This is a genomic window from Pontiella desulfatans, assembly GCF_900890425.1.
Lineage (GTDB): Bacteria > Verrucomicrobiota > Kiritimatiellia > Kiritimatiellales > Pontiellaceae > Pontiella > Pontiella desulfatans.
The window spans coordinates 504,449-524,818 of sequence record NZ_CAAHFG010000003.1; the positions used below are offsets into that span (position 1 = coordinate 504,449).

A 20,370-nucleotide genomic window follows, 5' to 3' on the forward strand; every position below is an offset into this window, starting at 1 on the left:
GGAGGAAAATGCCGTCCGTCCAAAAGACGATCGGCATTAGCGGGACTTTTTCAGGCGACGGTTCGTTAGGAAAAATGTGATGGCCCCGATGCCCAGGAGTGATGTGGTTGAAGGTTCCGGAATGACAGCGTTCTCGTAGACTGATATCCGATTGGTCGCCAGTGCATCTTTAGCCTGACCCAGGTCATACATTTCCGGTAGCAATGGTGGGACTATGGTTTTGTCTATATTAGACATGGTTTGTACATGACCGACATAGAATTTGCTCCCGTATCCGGCGTCTTCTGTGTTGAAGATGCGACCGTACACTTTTCCGTTTCCGAGGTAGCCGACATCTACTCTTCTGTAAAACAACGCCCACTCCTCGTAGGGTTGGCCTGTGTTTTCATAAACGAACTGATCTAGGAGGATATCGTCTCCTTCAACTCCGCCTCCGATGTAAAGGGTTGATCCTTGGTAATAGTCGGGGATGCCGTTGTCCCCCGCATAGAGAAGTTGAACCAAGGCTTTGTCGCCCGTGTTGGGAAGAAGGGGGGTGTTGCCGGTCGGGTCGGATCCGTCGGCAAATCCCCACATCGTCAAGAAATCCAGATAGAAATCTGAAAACACGCTGCCGCACAGCATTACGCAGGTGGTTAGTATAATTCTTCTCATGCTTCCTCCTGTCTTAAAGAATTTTTCGATTGTGGGTTTTGATATCGTGTTTGTCAATTGAATGCATTTTTTTTGCATTTTCCCCGGGAGACTCGGTCAGTGCGTTTTTAGCCATTCCTGCTTGTTGAATAGTTGAGAGGCACTATATAACGTCCTAATGAAAACTATATCCCTTCTGTTTTTCTTCTCGGGTATCGCCGCGCTCACCTATGAAGTGCTCTGGGTTCGTCACCTGGGTCACATTTTTGGCAATACGGTCTATGCCGCCGCCACCGTCATGATGACCTATATGTTTGGTTTGGCGTTGGGGTCGCATTTTGCTGGAAAGTGGGCAGCCAAGATTAAAAAACCAGTTCAAATGTTCGGTATTTTGGAAGTGGCAACTGCGTTTTATGCACTTTGCGTGCCGCTCATTTTTAAGCTGATCCAGGTGCTTTATCGTTTCTTTGCCCTTCATGTTTCCGATTCGTTTGCCGTTCTCACGGTAGTTCGTGTTGTTCTTGCATTGGTGTTGCTGCTGATTCCTACCGCCATGATGGGGGCAACCCTTCCCGTGCTGTCCAAAGGGTTCCTTACCCGGGTGGAGCGGTTTGGCTCTCGCTTGGGTATTCTTTACGGGGTCAACACGCTGGGCGCGGTTTCCGGCGTTTTATTGGCTGGGTTCGTCTTTATTCCTAAACTCGGCATGAGCCTTACCAACGTGGTGGCCGTCTGTCTAGATGCTTCTGTTGGCTTCATCGCCATCTATCTTTCGCGTACCATGGATAGCTCGCCGGAGATCGCCGAGGCGATAAAGCTAGAAGCACAATTAGATAAAGGAAGCTTCAAGCGTGGCAAGGTGGCAACCGGGTTGTTGTTGGCCATTGGTGCTTCCGGTTTTCTTTCCCTTGCTTTCGAGGTCGTCTGGTTCCGGGCGCTGATTTTGGTGTTTGGTTCCACCACCTATTCCTTTTCCGCCATGCTCGGCGTATTCCTGATCGGCCTTTCGATCGGTTCCATGATCATCAGCCGTTTTGCCGACAAGGCGAAGCGTCCGGCCGCCATCTTTGGCGCGGCCGCCATGCTGACCGGTATCTACAGCCTGGTTTCCATGGGCTGGTTTACGCTGATGCCCGAATATTTGCTGGAAAGCCTGATGCTCAAGGGAACTCCTGGGTGGGGGCGGATGATCATGCTCAAGTTTATGATCACCCTTATTTTCCTGCTCGTGCCCACCATTCTTTTCGGAGCATCCTTCACGGCGGCGGTCAAGGCCATCCGGGCGGCGATGAATTCCTCCCCGCGCGCTGTCGGCGAAGCCGCCATGTTCAACACGATTGGTGCGGCGCTGGGTGCCTTTTTTGGCGGATTCATCCTGTTGCCAGCCATTGGCATGGAAAAGTCGCTCATTGTATGCGCTTTCTTGATCCTGGCCTTGGGACTGGCCCTCAGCCTGACGTCGGCAACGGCCAAGTGGGCTAAGATTCTGGCGGTGGTAGTGGCGGTTCTGGCGCTGGTTGGAACCTTGATCAGCCCACCGCACTGGGACAAGCAGATCATGTCGTCGGGCCCCTATTTTGGGCCGTGGAACTATGTCAAGGATGGCAAGGTCACCCTTATGGAGCAGCTGCGGCAGTTTCGCTTGCTCTATTTTAACGAGGGGATCACCTCCACGATTTCGGTGGTGAAGGATTCCAACGAAGATCTGATGTATTGCAGCCAGGGTAAGGTCGAGGCCGACACCTCCGAGCGAAGCATGATGTTGCAGCGTATGATGGGTCACCTGCCTATGCTGTTTCATCCCAGTCCCCAGCGCGCCGTCAATATTGGTCTGGGCGCCGGGGTCACCTTTGGTGCAGTGAGCTGTTATCCGGCCGAGCACCTCGAGGTGGTTGAATTCGAGCCCAGCGTGGTGAACATTGCCAGGGTATGGGGCGAACGGAACCATAATGTTGTCGATAAACCCAATGTAACGGTCACCATTAACGACGGTCGCAATCATCTGTTTGTTGGGGGCGAGCCCTACGACGTGATTACCTCGGACCCTTTCGAGCCGGTCATGGCTGGAGCCGCCAATCTTTATACCGTCGATTTCTTCGAGCTGGCGAAGAGCCGCCTGGCTGAGGGTGGCATCATGGCGCAATATTTGCCGCTCTACGAATTGTCCTATGAAGACTATTCGATGATTATGCGCTCCTTCGCCAAGGTCTTCCCGGACGCGCTGTTGTTCTTTACCGGATTCGATTCGATCATGCTTGGTGGAAAGGGCGATTTGGCGCTGACGCTTCCTGTCGCGAAGGAAAAATTTGAGATTCTCGAGGTCAGGGCCTCTCTTGCCGATGTCGGTTTCACGAAACCTGAAATGCTCTTGAGCATGTTTGTGGCTCGTCTTTCGGATGACGTCCATCTGTTTAGGGAGGGTAAGCTTAATACTGATAACCATCCCTATGTCGAGTTTGCCGCTCCCAAAAGCACCTTCCGCTATACACCGGATGAAAACCAGCAGACCCTGCTGGAAAACTATTCCCCGATGCCGAAATTCCTGCTTGAGGGACTCGATGAAGAGCAGAAAAAGATCGTCCAGGATTCACATAAGGCTATGCGTATGATGCTCGAAGCCAATATTTTCCGGGCTCAGGAAAACTATAAGAAAAACATCAACCTTTTGATGGAGGCCGCGAAGCTGGCGCCTGAAAACCCGGTCATCGCCAATGAGCTTGGGTCTAGTCTCATGATATCCGCTAATTCGGTGGCGGCGGCGGGGTATGCCCAGCAGGCCGTTTTGCAGTATGAGCTAGCGCTTAAATACAAGCCTAATGAATTTAATGCCATCTATCGGCTTGTGAATTTGAACATGCGATTGCAAAACCTTGAAAAAGCCAACCAGTATTTGGAAGAAGGGTTGAGGCGCTTCCCGGATTCGCCGTTGTTCATTGCTTTGCGTGGGCGTATTAAGGGGACGTTGGGTGATTTTCAAGGCGCGGCTACGGACATTAATGTGGCCATCGAGATGCTCCCGGAATATGTAGATTTTTGGGTGGACTATGAAAAGGCGTTGCGGGTCTTGGGCGATGCGAAAGGCGCGAACGAAGCGAAGCGGCAGATCGAGCGACTTTCCCTCTAGGTTTTATAAAAGCTAATCCTTTTAAGGCGCCCATGAAAAAGAATCTCCTGTTTCCGTCAACGGTATTTCTCGGGGCGTTCCTGTTGTTTCAGGTTCAGCCGTTGATCGGGAAATATTTCCTGCCGTGGTTTGGTGGCACTTCCTCGGTCTGGACAATCTGTCTGTTGTTTTTCCAGTTGCTGTTGTTGGGTGGTTATGCTTATGCGCATTTCCTGCAGCGCTTTGCCCCGTGCCGGCAGGTGATGATGCATTGCTCGCTGCTTGGGGCAGTCATATTAGTGGGGATCGCTTTGTTTTTTGTGTGGGGCAACCCTATCCTTCCTTCCGCCGATTGGCGTCCGGAGAACAATTTATGGCCCGCGTGGAGTGTGTTCCGGTTGTTGTTGGTGAGCATTGGCGCTGCCTATTTTCTGCTCGCGGCGAACACTTCGTTGCTACAGGCATGGATGCATAAGGCCGATTCTTCGAAGTCGCCTTACGTTCTTTATATTGTTTCGAACACGGCCTCTTTGCTGGCTCTGTTGGGGTATCCTTTCTTGGCGGAGCCCTTCTTTGCCTTGAAGACGCAGGCGTTTCTTTGGAGTCTGGGGTTTATTGTCTATGCGTTGCTTTGTGCACTAGCTGCGAGGCATGTTCGGGATATTTCGGCATCGGCTGTAAATCAGGATGCTGCTCTAGGGAGTTCCTCCCCGGGATGGCGAAGATACCTCGCTTGGATAAGCCTGTCGGCATGCGGGGTGCTAGTGCTCATGGCGATCACGAATCAGATGACACAGGATGTTCCTCCGGTACCGTTCCTTTGGGTGCTTCCGCTGGCGCTCTATCTGCTAAGTTATATTGTTGGTTTCATGGATCGTTTGGCCATAGGAAAATGGAACGATGTCTACCTCTATATCCTGGTTGTTGGGTGTTATCTGGCATGGTATCTGATGGAAAAGGGTTCGGTCATTGGATTGATTCCGCAGATAGCTGGGTATGGTTTGGTGCTCTTCTCGCTATGCCTTTTTTGCCACAACGGACTATATCGCCGGAGGCCGGAGCCGCGTTTCCTGACCGGTTTTTATTTATCGATCTCCCTGGGCGGTGTGTTGGGGGGTATCTTTGTGGCGATTGTGTCGCCAGTTGTTTTTAGCCATTACTGGGAATATCAGATCAGTCTGGTTCTTGCCGCAGTGCTTGCAGTGTTCACCGTGTACGCCGATAAGAAGAGCATGTTCCATGTGGTTCGCCATGCGCTCTGGATTCCTGTCTTACTATTGGGGTTCAATGTTTCAAGGGATGCTGTCGAGGAATCCGGGAAGTCGGTCTATATCTCCCGCAACTTTTTCGGCAAAGTCTACGTGGCAAAAAAGGCCCAGATGGACAATACCGTCATGTCCTATGAGCTCAAGCATGGGCATATCACGCATGGATTGCAGATCGATCATCCCATTTATCGCAAATATCCCACCACCTATTATACGGAGAAGGGGGGCGGGGGGCTCGCCATTGTCAAGCATCCGAAAAGGCGCCTAGGCCAGCCTATGCATGTTGGGTTGCTTGGCATGGGCATCGGAACGCTTGCGGCTCATGGGCAGGAGGGCGATGTCTTTAGGTTCTACGAAATCAATCCCGAGGTAATCAACCTAGCCACCAATAGCCCATGGTTTACCTATGTGGGCGATTCGAAAGCGAATGTGGAGGTTGTCTGTGGGGATGGTCGCATGGCCATGGAAGACGATCTGAAAGCGGGCATCTCAAAATTCGATGTTTTGGCAATCGATGTGTTTAGTGGCGACCAGGTGCCGGTGCATATCATCACTAAAGAGGCTTTCGGTCTATATCTGGAGCTATTGGAGGAGGATGGCCTGATTGCCATCCACATTAGCAATCGATATTTGGACCTAGCCCCTGTGCTCAAGGCGGCCGCAGGTCACTACGGCCTATATTCCTCCCTGATCACCACCCCGAAAAAAGGATTCAGCAGTCAGACAACGTGGGTGTTGATGGGGCGGAGCGAACGGTTGGTTGAGAAGATTAGTCCCTCCGGTATCGGCGGGGAGGTTTCCAGGCTCTGGACGGATGACTTTAGCAATCTGTTTTCTGTGCTGCGGAAATAGCTGCTGCACAGTACCAATTGACGAGAGACCCTAATCCTTATTCCGACAAGGGAATGTGAAAATAACCTGGTAACATCCTGCCCTGTATGCTCCACTACGGAGCATGGAATCGACTAAAATACCTACAGAGCAGGATGTCTTGGACAAGGTAACCGTTCGCCTGATCCTCGAACATGAAAAAGAGCAATGGAATGCCTTTATTGAGAAGGAGCACTATCTTCACAACCCGACGCTCGTGGGCGAGCAGCTGCGCTATGTCGCCGAGGTGGGCGGCCGATGGCTGGCCCTGCTTTCGTGGAGCGGGGCCGCGTACCACATTGCCGGCCGCGACCGCTGGATCGGTTGGTCGGACATGCAGCGGCGCAATCGCCTGCACTTCGTCGTTTCGAATAGCCGCTTCCTGCTGCGCACCGGCCGCGGGGAATATCCGAACCTGGCCTCGCGCATCCTGCGGCTGAGTCTGGCGCGGCTGGATGGCGACTGGTGCGAACGCTACGGGCACGGCCTGCTGCTGGCCGAGACGTTCGTGGATATCGAAGCGTATGCGGGCACCTGCTACAAGGCCTCGAACTGGATCGAGCTGGGGAGAACCAAGGGCTTCGAGCGGGCGGGCACCGATTACTACGAACCCCATGCCCGGCCGAAGCGGCTCTTCATCCGCCCGCTGCACCGCAAGGCGCGGGAGCTGCTGAGCGCTCCCGAGCTGCCCGATGCGTGGGGCGCCCAGGAGCGTTGCTTCCATCCGGGTTGCACCGTGAAAACCCCGCAACTGCGCTCCATCTTCGGCCAGTTCAATGCCGTGCCCGATCCCCGGGCCGTTCGCGGGCGGCGCTATCCGATCGGCTGCCTGCTGAGCATCGCCGCCTGCGCCGTGCTGGCCGGGGCGCAGGGATACGAGGCCATCGCCGACTATGCCTCCCATCTCACCCAGCCCCAGCGCCGCGCCCTGCGCTGCTGGAAACGGCGCAACGGCGCGTACGACGCCCCGTGCGCGACCACGTTCTGGGAGCTGTTCAATGCGATCGACCCCGACCGGCTCGATCAAGTGGTCTGCACCGTTCTCAAAGAGCTGCAGGGCGAACGTCCCGCAGCCATTGCCGTCGATGGCAAAACCGTGCGCAGCACCCGCCCGGACGCGGAGCACGACAACAAGCTCAACCTCTTCGCCGCCCTGGCGCACGAACAGGCCATCGTCCAGAACCAGATCGCCATCGACGACAAGAGCAACGAAATCCCCGCCCTCGCGGATCTGCTCGAACCGTTGGAGCTCGACGGAACCGTCGTCACCGCCGACGCCCTCAACACCCAGCGCGAAAGCGCGCGGCATATCGTGCAGGACAAGGGCGCCCACTACGTGTTCACCGTAAAAGACAACCAGCCCGGCCTGCGCCAACGGATCGAACAGCGCCTCTCGGGGCGCACTTTTTCCCTCAGCCCGCCGCACCGTTGACAAAGCCGGCGGACAAACCATCGAGCGCCGGATCATCGCCGCGCCCGTCACCGCCTGCGGGATCGACTTCCCCTTTGCCGCCCAGGTCTTCATGATCCGCCGCAACCGAACCAAAGGGGCCGAAAAGACAACGGAAACCGTCTGCGGCATAACCGACCTCCGCCCGGACGAGGCCGACGAGCACCGGTTGCTCGCGCTCAACCGCGGGCACTGGAGCATCGAAAACAAACTGCACCTGCCAAGGGACACCACCTACCGCGAAGACCACAACCGCATCCGCAAGCGCAACGGGTCTCATGCGCTGGCCTCAATGAAGAACCTGGCCATCGGCCTGCACGCCCTCGGCGTATTCAATACGCGCAAATCCCCCTGCAAAACCATCCCGAAAATGAACCGCAAACTCGCCCGGAACCCTCAAATCGCAATAAATTTCTGTATAACCCCTTATAACAACAGACTACTGCAATGAACTGAATGCTACTGAGCTGCTGCAAAGCTAACTGAAATTGAACTTGATTTTTTCGGTCTTTCATGGGTTTATACACACGGGTTCGCAATGGATGGAGAGGCGAAATGGGTTCAATTCCTGTCTGTTGCAAGCATCAACGAGTGGAGTTTGGCGACTGAAAGTTGTGGTCTGAGGTTCTTGAAAATCGCAGGTTTCCAAATGTTTATGCGTTTTGATGTCCAAAATTCGAAATATTCGGAAAAATCAGTTGCCGCGCAACATGGATTGATGTAGAAAGTCTAAATCTAAGTGGAATGGGTTCACTTACAACTAGGAGTAATAGAATGAAAAAATTAGTAATGGCAGTAGCAGTACTCGCATGCGCGTCCGCTGTCGTCGCGCAGACCGTGACCAGCGCTAATATTGTTGGTTACACTAAAGTTAATGCAGTCGGCGGTGAGCTGAGTCTCGTTGCTCTTAACTTTGAAACCGGCGGAACTACCCTTCAGGATATGATCGGTACCGATGTTCCGGCTTTGAGTTTTGTTTATCTTTGGGACAAAGACACTTCGGCCTACACCTCTGCCTCATTGAATACCCGTGGTAGCTGGACTCCCAACCTGACCGTCGATATCGGTGATGCGATGTGGATTCAGGCGGCTGGCGCTGGAACCAATGAGCTGATTTTTAGTGGTGAGGTGCTCACTTCCAACAGTGTTTGGGCGCTTCCTGCTGGTATCGTCGCTACAGGCTATAGCTTCCCTGTTGAGAAGGATTTCAAAACCACTCAGGCTGCTACCGACCTGGCCGCTCTTAGTTTCCTTTACATGTGGGACGAAGGCACTCAATCCTATGCTGCGTGGTCTAAGAACACCCGCGGTACTTGGACAGGTACTGGAGATCCTATCATGGATCCGAAGGAAGGCTTCTGGATTGACAATGCTGGTTCTGCCATCGTCGTTGACGAGCCGGTTCCGTTCACCCCGTAAATTATAAGCTTGTTTGAAGTTGACCCGCCTAGGTGGGCGGGTCGTTAACTAAAGGAGAAAATAAAAATGAAAAAAGCAATTGTACTTCTGAGTGCTATCGCCCTTGCTGGTGCGGCATCTGCAGACATCTATACGGCACTTGCCGCTGGTTTCGGTATCGGTGGTAATGGTTCGGCTGGTGGTATCGTTAACGCAACTGATGGTACCCAGATCCTTCTTCAGCTTATCGATGGCGGAGGCGATGGCCTTGATTATGAGGCTGGAATGCAGGTTTGGGCTGATGGCGTAAAGGCTAGCGGCAATGATACTGTATTGGGCACTCTGTCTGGTGTGGTCACTTCTGGTGGTGCTGACTATAGTGATTGGGCTGGCTTGATTGCAGGCACTATTACTGCTACCTACACTGCTGATGCATGGATTCGTGTTAGTGGTACCGAAGGTGGTGACTGGGTTTATGAGCAGGCGATGTCCTTCTCCGATATCGATATTTCCGACCCCAAAGCTACTCCGGAAGGTAAGTTCTTCGATAACGGCGGTGCTGGCGGAACTGCTACTGGCGCAGTGACAGTCATTCCGGAACCGGCAACCATCGGTCTGATGGGCATCGCTGGCATCGGCATGTTCCTGGCACGTCGCAAAGCTCGCCGCTAATCCTAGCTGCTAAGCTTGCAAGAAAAGAGTCCGCTTCGGCGGGCTCTTTTTTTTTGTCCGTTGCTCGCATGTCTGATGCGAGATATCGTTCGCACGGCTGAGGTTCGACATCTGAACCACGTTGTTTTTTGTGGGGCGACATTCCTTGCCTGCCCCGCCAGGCCGCTCCCTCCGTACCGCAGGCGTCCCGCCTGCCCCGCCGAGCACCCTATTCCAAGCGCCGCATTTTTCTGCCCGAATCCAGCCTCATGGGTGGTTCCAACGGAGCGGGGGCTTTCTGGCCCCCGTCGGGGACAGGAATGTCCCCGCTCCCGCACAAACCATTCCCCGCAGGCGTCCCGCCTGCTCCGCGCTAGGCCATTCCAGTCGTACCGCAGGCGTCCCGCCTGCCCCGCCGAGCAACCCTATTACAAGCGCCGCATCTTTCTGCCTAAATATGATTCTGCCCGAATCCAGCCTCATGGGTGGTTCCAACGGAGCGGGGGCTTTCTGGCCCCGTCGGGGACAGGAATGTCCCCGCTCCCGTACAAAACCGTTCCCCGCTGGCGAGCCCGCCTGCTCCACGCCGGGCAAGCCGTGCTTGAGTTGGTGCCTTGAGTGCTCCTCGGAATTTGTTCGGTGCAGTTCCGATGTTGGGATTTATCCGCTGAGGCTCACGTATCCCGTGAGGAAAAGGCGCTTGAATCGCTATCGGCAGGGTGGGGCGTGGTTGGTTGCGATTGCCCATGAATGCCTCGAAGACGTTTGCTTTATGCAGGGTTCGGTGCCAATGGTTCCGCTTGAAATGCCAATTTCATTTTGCTGTTTTTCCGCACTTTCCGCATGACATCTCCTTCCCATTATGAAATCCTGTTTTGTTGTGACGTAATCCAATCTTTCCGAGGGGGAATAATGAATAGGACAGCACTGTTTATCGCCGCTTCTGTGGCATCGATTTCCATGGCCTATGGCCAGGCAACCAATAATCCGCCGGGGGGCATTCTTGACGGGGTGGATATAACCGGCAATACGGGTGAAGCTGCTGCGGGGGCTTCTGGCATTCCGAGTTTCGAGGTGACGGGTAGTACTCTGTCCGGCGGGGTGGGCGCCACTCGGAGCTTGCCAATAAGCGTGGATGCTTCCGGCGGCGAGGGTATTGTGATCGGCTCCGTTGGATCTTCGCTGATTCACAACTCTTCCACTGTCAAAGGAGGCACGGGCGGCAGTGCGAATGTAACGGTTGGGTCAGGAACCTTGTCGGCAACGGCACATGGCGGTGATGCGATCGACTTTACCCCGGGATTGACCTCGGATTCTCTGACCATCGACGGCGCCAACCTGACCGGCGGTTCTGGTGGTATGGTTTCGGCGCTTGCTCCAGTGAAACTCTTCGCCAACGGCGGTGCGGCTATTGATATGGCCTCGGGGGGAACCTTGAACCTGAATTCCGGCACGCTAACAGGAGGCAACGGTGGTACGGCCGATACCTCTGCGGGATTCCTGACTGCCCGCGGCGGTCGTGGCGTATCGATTTACGGTGCATACGCTATGGGGACGATCGATGACGATGTTTCGGTCTCCGGTGGCAAAGGCGGATCAGTTGCTAATGGCGGCGATGGTGCACAGGCGATGGGTGGCGATGGCCTCTTCATTCTATCCACTTCATCCCAGACTCTCGACTTTAACGGAGGCTCTTTCTCCGGAGGTGACGGGGGATCGGCCGAGTTCAATACCGATTTAGTAAGCAATCCCTTGCAGGAAAAAAACTATTTCGGCGAAGCCTATGGCGAAACTGAAAGTTTTAGCGGTGCGCGCGGAGGTCATGGCGTCCGGTATTTCAACGACGATTACCTCGTGTACGGCGTGACCCTTGATATTTCCGATGGCAAATTTAAAGGCGGCGATGGCGGTACTTCGATTAACAATGGCGCGGGCGATTCCATTGCCGACGGTGGACACGGTATTTTTACCGATTATGCCGACATTAACATCTCGGGAGGCACGTTTAGCGGTGGCGCGGCCGGTACGGCCAATGGCGAAGCTGGAAGCCGTGGTGCCGGCGTTCGGATGCGTGATGGCAACCTAACTATCACGGACGGTACGTTTGAGGGCCTTGGTCTCTGGTTTGAGTCGCACTATTATGCCAGCACCGCAAACATCTCGACCGGCACATTCGGTGATGTGATCTTTACCGCCACCTATGATGAGTTTTTCGATGCAGCAAATCCGGCTACAGTCACGATTGATGATGGCACCTTTGGCAATGTATTGATGAATGGGTCGTCGGTGGTCGATGCAACCATTAATGGCGGCCATCTTGACGGCTTGGAGCTCGCCGGGACAGAACAAGAGATTGAACTCGCCTTTGGGGGCGGTACGGTAACGGCGACACCCTCCATGATCGCTACGATTACTGGTGGTTCGGTCGATGTTCTGAAGATCGGTGGATCCAATGCCCTTAATACGGTAACCGTGTCGGATGCTACTATTGGTTCCGTAAACTTCGAGGGTTCTTCCGCGAACACGGTTTCCATTAGTGGAACCGGCGTAGACCGTGTCTCTTTTGCCGGAACTGGCGATTCGCTGGCTCTTGATGGGGCTGGCGTTACTTCGGTCGGCTTCGCCGGTTCGTCCAGCAACTTCCTCGGTCTTGCCAACAACGGTGCAAATCTCGACGGTGTGACTATGGAGGGTGGTGGCTATGGTGCCGTGACATATTCAGGAAGCAGCCATGACATCGGAGATGTCAATGTGTCGAGCGGTACACTGGACATTACCGGAACCGATTTTGGCATCAGTGATATCATTATTTCCAGCGGTACGCTCAATGTTTCGGGAGCTGGTTTGGAAGTGGCTGGTAAACACGTGTATCAGCTGGGCTCCATGGACGCCATGCTGAATGTTGACAGCCTGATGGTGAAGAAGAGCGGTACGCTGGATGTTGGTTTGGGTACGGTTCAGGCCAAGGATTTTACTGTTGAGGACGATGCTTCGATGAAAACGACCTTCTCCGATGACGGAGCAGGTGGCGTTGATACCGGTGTAATCGAGGGCGAAAACGTGGACATTGGGGATATTGCGAAGTGGACGCTGGTCAACGATGGATCGGTTTCCAGTTCCGAAAACTTTGCCGATGGCTTCCTGCTGGCAACGGCGAGCAGCAACCTGACGCATGAGTTGGATGCTCTGAAGTTTGAAATTATCGGTAACCCGGAGTGGGCTCAGGGCGTCAATGGCTTTACTACGAACGGTGGTAACCTGGTTGCTACCTATGGCGATCTCTCGCTCGAAAAGCTTTTCGAGAATTATCCGGGGCTCGTTGAAACAATGGGCTTCCTTGCGGATTACATTGAGGATAATCCCGAGCTGGGGACCTATGTCCGCACCAACTGGACGGGTGTGTTGCAAGCGGCCCCGGATATGAACGAAGTGTTTGCCCGCACGCCGGAAATGGCCAACGCGTTGATCAGCCTGCCTTCCATCTTCAACGACCAGATCAAGGATCGCACGCGCTCCTATCTGCGTCTTGCCAATTATGGCAGCAAGGCCAACATGGCTCCTGCGGGAGCGGCCGGGCCGTCGGATTGGTACCACGATTCGGTTCAGTGGACGAAGGATCGTCTTCCGTTCTGGGATGCCCAGGGTGCGACGCGCTCTGCGTCCGACAATGCCCCAATGCCTAACATTTCCGGAGACCCGTCCGAGGTGGGCAAGCCCTACATGGCCGAATCCACTTCGAAGGGTAGCGATTATGATGCCCTCGTGGACGCGGTTCACGGAGCGCTTCCCATGCCGACTGAAGATATCGAAATTCCTCCCTCCTACCAGATCTGGGGACGTGGCTATGCCGCTATGCTCAACCAGAAAACAACGGGGAGCTTTGATGCCGTGGATGATTATTTCTCCGGCTACGATGCCACGGTCGCCGGTGCCATCCTGGGTATGGACAAGCGTTTGAACAACATGATGTTCGGTCTTGCCGGCGGTTATGCCCACACGATGCTGGAAGGCAACAGGGACAACGATGGTACGGCCAACACGGTTCATGGTGTTGGGTATTTTTCAGCCATGCTGAACGATCTCTATCTGGATGCCAACGTCAACTATGCATTCAGCGGGGTTGAAACCACGACCATGGATGATTTCGGTTATTCGGGTGAATACGATGCCAACACACTCAGCTTCTACCTGGGCGGTGGGTATGGTTTGTCGATGCTTCAGGATAAGTTGCTCTTGACTCCGGAAGCCTCGTTGCTGATGACCTACTACAACCGTGAAGCATATACCGAAACATCGGATATCGCCGGTTCGGATACCGCTTTCCCGGATAAGAACTATGACTCCTACGACCAGTGGTCGCAGCTGATGTCGATCGGTGCCACGCTTTCCATGGTTCAGCAGATCGAGTCGTTCAGTTCCGAACTGGAAATCCAGCCGGAGCTACGCGCCCATTGGTTGCACGAGTTCAATGCCCAGATGGATGATGAAACCTACACGGGCGGTGCTGCGATCTTGCAGGCGCGCGAGGAAGATCTCGTTCGCCTGGGTGCGGGGATCCGGTTCTCCAAGTGGGATAATGACAACACCGAGTTTGGCCTCGATGTCGATGGCGTGCTTGGTTCCGACTACGATGCCGTCATCGTAAGCGGCAAGATTATGCACCGCTTCTAATCCCAGAGAGAAGGGGCTGTTGCCCGTTCAAGGAGAAACGCGCCTCTTTCACTGAAAGGGCGCGTTTTTTCATGAAGTATGTTCTCTGTTTTGGAGGGCCCGGTTCCACCCGGGCTGCTGTTAGGGTGGATTATGCCAAATTAAACTGATTCGTTTTTTTACCACAGAGGGCGCTGAGACACAGAGCAGCCGGGTTGCTATATTTCTCTGTGCCTCTGTGTCCTTGTGGTGAGACCATTCAAGTTAAGTTCCTGTTACGAAACCAGCTCGCACTCGGTCTTCCCCGGTCTCCAAACACTCGAAATCTGGTTTGCAAAGGCGATCTCGAGGTTGATGTGGCCGAGGCCATCGAGCCGTAGCTGCGAGGCCACCGTGCGCATGGCGGTGTCGGGGGTGTTGCAATCGGAGCTGAGGTGGGCGAGGAACACGTGTTCCAATGCATCCGTGGCGCTGTCCGTGATCAGTTGTGCGGCATCGATGTTGGAGAGGTGGCCCTGGCGGCTACGGATGCGCTGCTTGAGTGGCCAGGGGCGCGGTGCCTCGCGCAAGAGATCTTCATCGTGGTTGGATTCAACGATGATGGCCTGGCATCCCCTCAATTTGTCCCGTATGAGCGCGGTGGCCATTCCGAGGTCTGTAACCACACCAACACTCGTGTTCGCCGTCTGGAGGCGAAATCCGACCGGCTCATAGGCATCGTGGGGCACGGAAAATGGTTCCACCTTGATGTCCCCAATTTCGAACGCGGATCCTGTTTGGAAGACTTTTGCCGAGATCTCGTTCGACTTCGGCTGCCGCATGATGCCGTTCAGCGTCCCCGCATTGGCGAATACCGGGATTCCATGGCGCTTCTGCAGCACACGGATGCCGGCAACATGGTCGCCATGCTCGTGCGAAACGCAGATGCCGTTGATACTTTCCGGCACCACCCCGATTTGATCCAGCCTCACGGCGATCTGCTTGGCGCTAAGCCCGGCATCGATCAAAACCCTGGTTTTGCCGGATGCCACATAGATGCAGTTGCCAGAGCTGCCGCTGGCTAAAACGCAAACTTCCAAACTCATAAAAGGGATTCTCCTGCTAATGCCGACCATCATAGGGGAGGCTACGTGGATTATGAACATCGAACTTTGAACTTTTAGCTTCCGGCAAGTTTCCCTGTCTCCTATCCGTATCCATGAGTGTTGCATCCGTTCAATAGCATTCGAAATGACAGGGCTCTTCGCCTTGCCGTCCATACCTCAACCCAATCGAGATGCCTTTTTCCAAACTTAAAGCCCATCTGCGGAACCCTGTGGCACGAGGATTCAATGAGCACCTAGGTGCGGTGGCCGAAGGTTATTCCCTCCAAATAGGCTGCAACTTCCTCTTTCACACCTTTAAAGGTGTGAAATGATCGGACTGGGATATTCTCACACCTCACAAGGTGTGAGAATGGATGGCTGTAAAAAAAAGACGGACTATTTAGCAGGAATGGTCGCCGGGGTTGGCCTTGATCCACTCGAGGATCTCTTCCTTGGAAGCAAAGCGGTCTTCCATTTGTGCTTCGTAGGCTTCCTTTAGGATTTGGCCGATCAGCTTGCCTTCCTTGATGCCCATGGCAATGAGGTCGTGGCCGCGGATCCACGGCTCGGGGAGGATCGGTTCGTTGGCCATTTTTTCTTGGTAGGCCTGGACATAGTCATAGTTGTCGAGCATGCGGTGCGAGCCGAGGCAGTCGAGGCGGTGCAGCTCCATCTCCAGGTCGAACGTTTCCGCGCCGATCAGCGTCCGGAGTTTGGAGGTGCGCATGTTTTGGACATCCATGAAACGCATATGCCCTGCAATGGCGGCAACGATATGCTTCTTTTCCTTGTTCGGGAACCTGAGGCCAATCAGGATCTCCTCGGCCATGGCGGCGCCGACCGAGGCGTGGCCATCAAACCGGATGCGCGGCTCGCCATCCGCTCCCGCGCCGAACGAGGCGGTGGGCGGTTTGCCTACATCGTGTAGCAGGACGGTGTAGGCCAGCTCCCGCGCGGTGTAGGCGGGTGCATGTGTGGCGGACTCTCCAGTCTGCCCTTTGTTCATGAGATTAAGCATCAGACAGGTGTGTTCGAAGACATCGCCTTCGGGGTGGAATTGGGGCGGTTGTTCCTGTCCGACCATCGGAATGAGTTCCGGCAAGATGTATTGGAGCAGTCCCACTTCGAGGAGATGCTTGAGGGCATCGCCTGGCTTGGCGCTGTCGGTCAGGATCCGGGTCAGCTCGACTTCGGTTCGCTCGGCACTGATGTTCTTGATCAGGTGGGCCATTTGCTTGATGGCCGCTTCCGTTTCGGGATCGATGGAGAAGCCGAGGTTGTGTGCGAAGCGGATGGCGCGTAGCATGCGCAGGTGGTCTTCGGCAAACCGTTCGGTGGGTTTCCCGATGGCGGTGATGATTCTTTTCCCAAGATCGCGCCGTCCGTGGACATAGTCGTGCAGTTGTTCTTTGACCGGGTCGAAGAACATGCCGTTGATGGTGAAATCGCGGCGCAGGGCGTCTTCCTTGGCGGCGCTGAAGAGGATGGTTTCCGGGTGCCGGCCATCGAGGGTGCCGACTTCCTCGCGGAAGGTGGCCACTTCGATCATTTCGACCCCGTCAACCACGGCAATCACGCCGAAGGCCTTGCCGATGGGAATGGTTTTTGAAAAGAGTTCCTCGACTTCTTCCGGGTAGGCGTCGGTGGCGACGTCATAATCCTTGGGTTCGCGCCCGAGCATTTCGTCGCGCACGCACCCTCCGGCAAACAGGGCAATGTAGCCCTTGCTTTGCAGGGTCTCGACGATGCGTTTGGCCGCGGCCTTCTGGTTGACTATTTCGCCCATATTTACTTTCACACTAGATGGAATGAACTATAGTTCCCTTATGATGTCGAAGGAAACATTAACAATAGGAATCCTCCGTATGAAGAAAATGGCGAGTTTATATCTCCTGTTATTAGCGTTTCTTTCGACCGCTTTTGGCCAGTTTGGTGATCCGTTCGATGTTCAGGTTGAATTGGTCGGCAGCGAGGTTCGGTTGAGTGTCGAGGTGCCGGAAAATCATTATCTCTATGCCGATGCGCTGGAAGTGACCGATGCTGTCGGCAACCTGCAACGGGTGGTGTCTTTGCCGGAAACCACCGACATCACGGATCCCAACTCCGGGAAGCCGAAGCCCGTTTTCGCGGAGGCGTTCAAGGCCGTGTTCGCATGGGCGCCCGGGGCGGAGGGCGCGGCGGCCGTTCATGTGAAATATTGGGGTTGCAACGACGAGGTTTGCTTTATTCCCCAAACCAAGGTGGTTGGGGTTGAGGGCGCATCCGCGGTTCCCGCAGTGCAGGCCGCCGATGGCAAGCCCGTATCCGACTGGGAAAAGGAACTGGAAAATTTCGATGTACTCAAAATGCACTCCGGTGGCATGGATGCCAGGGAATTCCTTGGTTTTCTCGGAATGGGCGAGGGGAAGGGGGACGGGGATGCCGTCGGTGGATTCCGGCTGTTCCTCTCCGACCCGGTTGCCTTTGTCCGCGAATCCGGTTTGTTGCTGACGATCCTGTTCATATTAATCGGCGGATTGGCGCTGAACCTAACCCCTTGCGTACTTCCCATGATTCCAATCAACCTCGCCATCATTGGCGCCGGTGCACAGGCCGGTTCGAAGGGGCGGGGGTTTGCCCTGGGGGCAACCTATGGATTGGGCATTGCCCTGGTCTATGGCCTTCTGGGCTTGGTTGTTGTTCTGACGGGATCGCAGTTCGGCACCATTCAGGCGAATCCCTGGTTCAATCTGGCCATTGCGCTGATCTTCGTGGTTTTAGCCTTGGCGATGTTCGATGTTTTCCATATCGACTTTTCCCGCTTCCAGTCGAAGATGGGTGGCGGGGAGCAAAAGCAAGGCAGCTTCGTGGTGGCGCTGACCATGGGGTCGGTTGCGGCCCTGCTGGCGGGGGCCTGCGTGGCTCCGGTGGTGATTGCCGTACTGCTGCTCTCCGCAAACATCTATGAAGCCAATAGTGTTTCGGGCTTGCTGCTGCCGTTCGTGCTGGGGATTGGCATGGCGCTTCCGTGGCCCTTTGCGGGGGCCGGTCTTTCATTCCTGCCCAAACCCGGGAAATGGATGGAATATGTCAAGTATGCCTTTGGCGTGGGCATCATCTTGTTCGCCCTCTATTACGGCAACCTGAGCTATCGCGCCTTCAATCCGGTTGAAGTGACCGATGGCATCGACGGTCGCACCAACGCCGGCTTTGCCGATGTTCTCGGCCAGGCCCGTTCGGATGGCAAGCCGGTGTTCATCGACTTCACGGCCAGTTGGTGCAAGAACTGCGCGGTTATGGAAAAAACCACCTTCAAGGACGGTGCGGTCAAGCTGGCGCTCGCGGATTTCGTGGTCGTTAAATATGTGGCCGAGGATCCGGAAAACCCCAACACAAAAGCCGTGATGCGGCATTTCGGGGCGCAGGGGCTTCCGACCTTGGTTTTACTTGAAGCGAAGCGGTAGGCTTCCTACTTGACCAGCGGAACGTAATCGATTTCCTGGAAATCCTCGACCTCGTTCAACCAGATGTCCTGGACGAAGGCCACGTGCTCGGGATGGTTGTTGTAGCCGTCGTAGGCCGCCTGGTCAGCGAATTCCATCGAAAGCCCGAAGGCGAAATGGTTCTTCGGGCTCGTTTCCTTCAAAACCTGGAAGTTGCCCACGCCCGGAATCGATGCGAGTCCGGCCGCCTTTTCAAGGAATCCGGTTTCAGCCGGCGAACCTTTGTCGTGTTTGAGTTTAAAGAAGACGGAATGGACGATCATGGCATTCTCCTTTGGAGGTTGTTTGGTTTGGGTCGTGGCGCAGCCGGCCAGCAGGCTGGCCAGCAGCAGGGCGCAAATGTATCTCATGGTTATATCTCCGTTTCCAGTTCGGCTCTAAAACTACCGATTGCCACTTTGCTTTTCAATAAAACAGGAATGTGCCGGTGGTCGGCCGTGCACCAGATGATGGTCTTGCCATCCTTGCTCTCCTCGAAAACCCCGCCCACATCCTGGATGTCGGGGATCAGTTTGAGCGCGTCATATTCCCGCCCGTTCACCTTGATCGTCTCGCGTTCAACCACCTCGATGCGCGAAACCTTGCAGCGCTTGCCGTCGGTCAATGGGCCTTCCAGCACCGTCCCGACCTCCAGCTTCTGGTTCCGGACAAAATAGAACGCGGAGAGCGGATCGAGCGTGTTTGCCAGGATCGGGGTGGTTCGCGCATCGTTGCCGAGCGCTTCGTAATAGTGTGCATTCAGGTTTTCCCAGTCGAAATCCACCGTAACATGGCGCTTGGTGTTGCCTTCCCGCTGCATCTTGGCATAGCCGAGAGAGCGGCTGACATCATACTCCGCCAGCGAGGAGAGGTCGTTGCGCACTTTAAAAATGGCATCCGCCACCTTGCCGGTTCTGGCGGTCATCTTGAAGCTGCGGATTTTCCGTCCGTCCCACTGCTCGTCCGGCAGGACTTCCATGGTGGCGTGGCCCGCAACAATGAACTGCCACCCCAGGCTATAGGTGAGTTTTTCCCCCGCCTTGAACGCCGGGCTCCACTCTCCTGCAGCCGCCTCTTCCTCCGCCCGGGAAAACCGTGCGAGAACGGGCAACGCCAGGAGTCTGGCTAGAAAAGATCTTCGGTTTGGCATCATTCAGCTCACCTCTTGAATGGTGCATGGTATTCGAATCTTCAAGCCGGTGCAAACCGGTTTTCGGCGGCCGAATTGAAGGTTGCATTTTAGCGGTGCAGCGGTATCATTCGCCCGTTGGCAAAGGACAGTAGTACTAAATTCAAGCGCCGGAAACGGTGAAGGAGAGCAGTATGAAAGCAACAACATGGCGGAAATTCGCAAGGCGAACCGCAATCATGGCAGCAGGTGCCTGCTGCCTGGCAGTCCTCACCGGCTGCCCGTGGGACGACGACGATGATGACCTACTCCCAACGCAATGGCAGGTCGAGTGGTATGGAGAGGATGAGGGAGACCTCACGCTTGTCCTTGAATGGAGCAACCTGAACAATGTTGGCGACTACGGGCAAAACTACGACGAATACCGTGTCGATATCGTTAGGTCGGGATCCACCATCACCATCACCATCGAGGATACCACGGTGGATCCCTTCGTAATTACATTGATGGGTACCATTGCCGACGATGGCCAAAGCGCGGAAGGCACCTATGAAGGAACCTCCTCGAGTGGCAATGAAATAAACGGTGGCTGGGAAATCTACGCCAAATAATCCGTAGTCCTATCCAGGTCTTGAGCGGCTCTTGCGGGGGCCGCTTTTTGTTTTGGCTCCG

At 54.9% G+C, this 20,370-nt stretch carries 14 protein-coding genes; 9 read left to right on the forward strand and 5 right to left on the reverse strand.

The features are described from left to right. Window positions 1-36: 36 nt before the first annotated feature. Window positions 37-654, reverse strand: coding sequence for a PEP-CTERM sorting domain-containing protein (locus tag E9954_RS23180; RefSeq protein ID WP_168442520.1), 618 nt, complete (start codon window positions 652-654; stop codon window positions 37-39). Window positions 655-811: 157 nt separating this feature from the next. Between E9954_RS23180 and E9954_RS23185 the strand changes: the two genes are divergently transcribed. The 7 genes from E9954_RS23185 to E9954_RS23215 all read left to right on the forward strand — a co-directional run bounded on the left by E9954_RS23185 (window position 812) and on the right by E9954_RS23215 (window position 14,044). After that, a complete protein-coding gene (locus E9954_RS23185; RefSeq protein ID WP_136081664.1) occupies window positions 812-3,757 on the forward strand; it encodes a fused MFS/spermidine synthase in 2,946 nt (981 codons plus the stop codon). A 164-nt stretch (window positions 3,758-3,921) separates the two neighbouring features. Beyond that, window positions 3,922-5,856 carry a polyamine aminopropyltransferase gene (locus E9954_RS23190; RefSeq protein ID WP_168442521.1) on the forward strand — a complete coding sequence of 645 codons (1,935 nt, stop codon included), beginning with the start codon at window positions 3,922-3,924 and terminating at the stop codon, window positions 5,854-5,856. Between the two features lie 103 nt (window positions 5,857-5,959). Further along, the gene (locus E9954_RS23195) at window positions 5,960-7,306 is read left to right on the forward strand and encodes an ISAs1 family transposase (protein WP_136081666.1); all 1,347 of its coding nucleotides are present in this window, start codon (window positions 5,960-5,962) and stop codon (window positions 7,304-7,306) included. A 91-nt stretch (window positions 7,307-7,397) separates the two neighbouring features. Further along, window positions 7,398-7,775, forward strand: coding sequence for a transposase (locus E9954_RS33935; RefSeq protein WP_136081667.1), 378 nt, complete (start codon window positions 7,398-7,400; stop codon window positions 7,773-7,775). A gap of 323 nt (window positions 7,776-8,098) precedes the next feature. Beyond that, a complete protein-coding gene (locus E9954_RS23205; protein WP_136081668.1) occupies window positions 8,099-8,743 on the forward strand; it encodes a hypothetical protein in 645 nt (214 codons plus the stop codon). A 66-nt stretch (window positions 8,744-8,809) separates the two neighbouring features. Continuing rightward, entirely contained in the window at window positions 8,810-9,394 is a 585-nt protein-coding gene (locus E9954_RS23210; RefSeq protein ID WP_136081669.1) for a PEP-CTERM sorting domain-containing protein, read from the forward strand. An 891-nt stretch (window positions 9,395-10,285) separates the two neighbouring features. After that, the gene (locus tag E9954_RS23215) at window positions 10,286-14,044 is read left to right on the forward strand and encodes an autotransporter outer membrane beta-barrel domain-containing protein (protein WP_168442522.1); all 3,759 of its coding nucleotides are present in this window, start codon (window positions 10,286-10,288) and stop codon (window positions 14,042-14,044) included. Between the two features lie 254 nt (window positions 14,045-14,298). Here the strand turns inward: E9954_RS23215 and E9954_RS23220 are convergent, their stop codons facing one another. Both E9954_RS23220 and E9954_RS23225 read right to left on the reverse strand, forming a co-directional pair. Beyond that, window positions 14,299-15,108 (reverse strand): MBL fold metallo-hydrolase, encoded by an 810-nt coding sequence (locus E9954_RS23220; protein ID WP_168442523.1) that lies wholly within the window; start codon window positions 15,106-15,108, stop codon window positions 14,299-14,301. A gap of 400 nt (window positions 15,109-15,508) precedes the next feature. Then, a complete protein-coding gene (locus E9954_RS23225) occupies window positions 15,509-16,894 on the reverse strand; it encodes a CCA tRNA nucleotidyltransferase (protein ID WP_136081672.1) in 1,386 nt (461 codons plus the stop codon). A 79-nt stretch (window positions 16,895-16,973) separates the two neighbouring features. Between E9954_RS23225 and E9954_RS23230 the strand changes: the two genes are divergently transcribed. Then, window positions 16,974-18,551: a protein-disulfide reductase DsbD family protein gene (locus E9954_RS23230; protein WP_168442524.1), complete on the forward strand. Its 1,578-nt coding sequence runs from the start codon at window positions 16,974-16,976 to the stop codon at window positions 18,549-18,551. A 5-nt stretch (window positions 18,552-18,556) separates the two neighbouring features. Here the strand turns inward: E9954_RS23230 and E9954_RS23235 are convergent, their stop codons facing one another. Then, the gene (locus E9954_RS23235) at window positions 18,557-18,940 is read right to left on the reverse strand and encodes a Dabb family protein (protein WP_222847289.1); all 384 of its coding nucleotides are present in this window, start codon (window positions 18,938-18,940) and stop codon (window positions 18,557-18,559) included. Window positions 18,941-18,942: 2 nt separating this feature from the next. Then, window positions 18,943-19,722, reverse strand: coding sequence for a DUF3108 domain-containing protein (locus tag E9954_RS23240; RefSeq protein ID WP_136081674.1), 780 nt, complete (start codon window positions 19,720-19,722; stop codon window positions 18,943-18,945). 170 nt (window positions 19,723-19,892) lie between these two features. Here E9954_RS23240 and E9954_RS23245 point away from each other — a divergent pair, with 170 nt between their 5' ends. Further along, on the forward strand, window positions 19,893-20,309 hold the full coding sequence (locus tag E9954_RS23245; RefSeq protein WP_136081675.1) for a hypothetical protein: 417 nt from the start codon (window positions 19,893-19,895) through the stop codon (window positions 20,307-20,309). The last annotated feature ends 61 nt before the right edge of the window (window positions 20,310-20,370 follow it).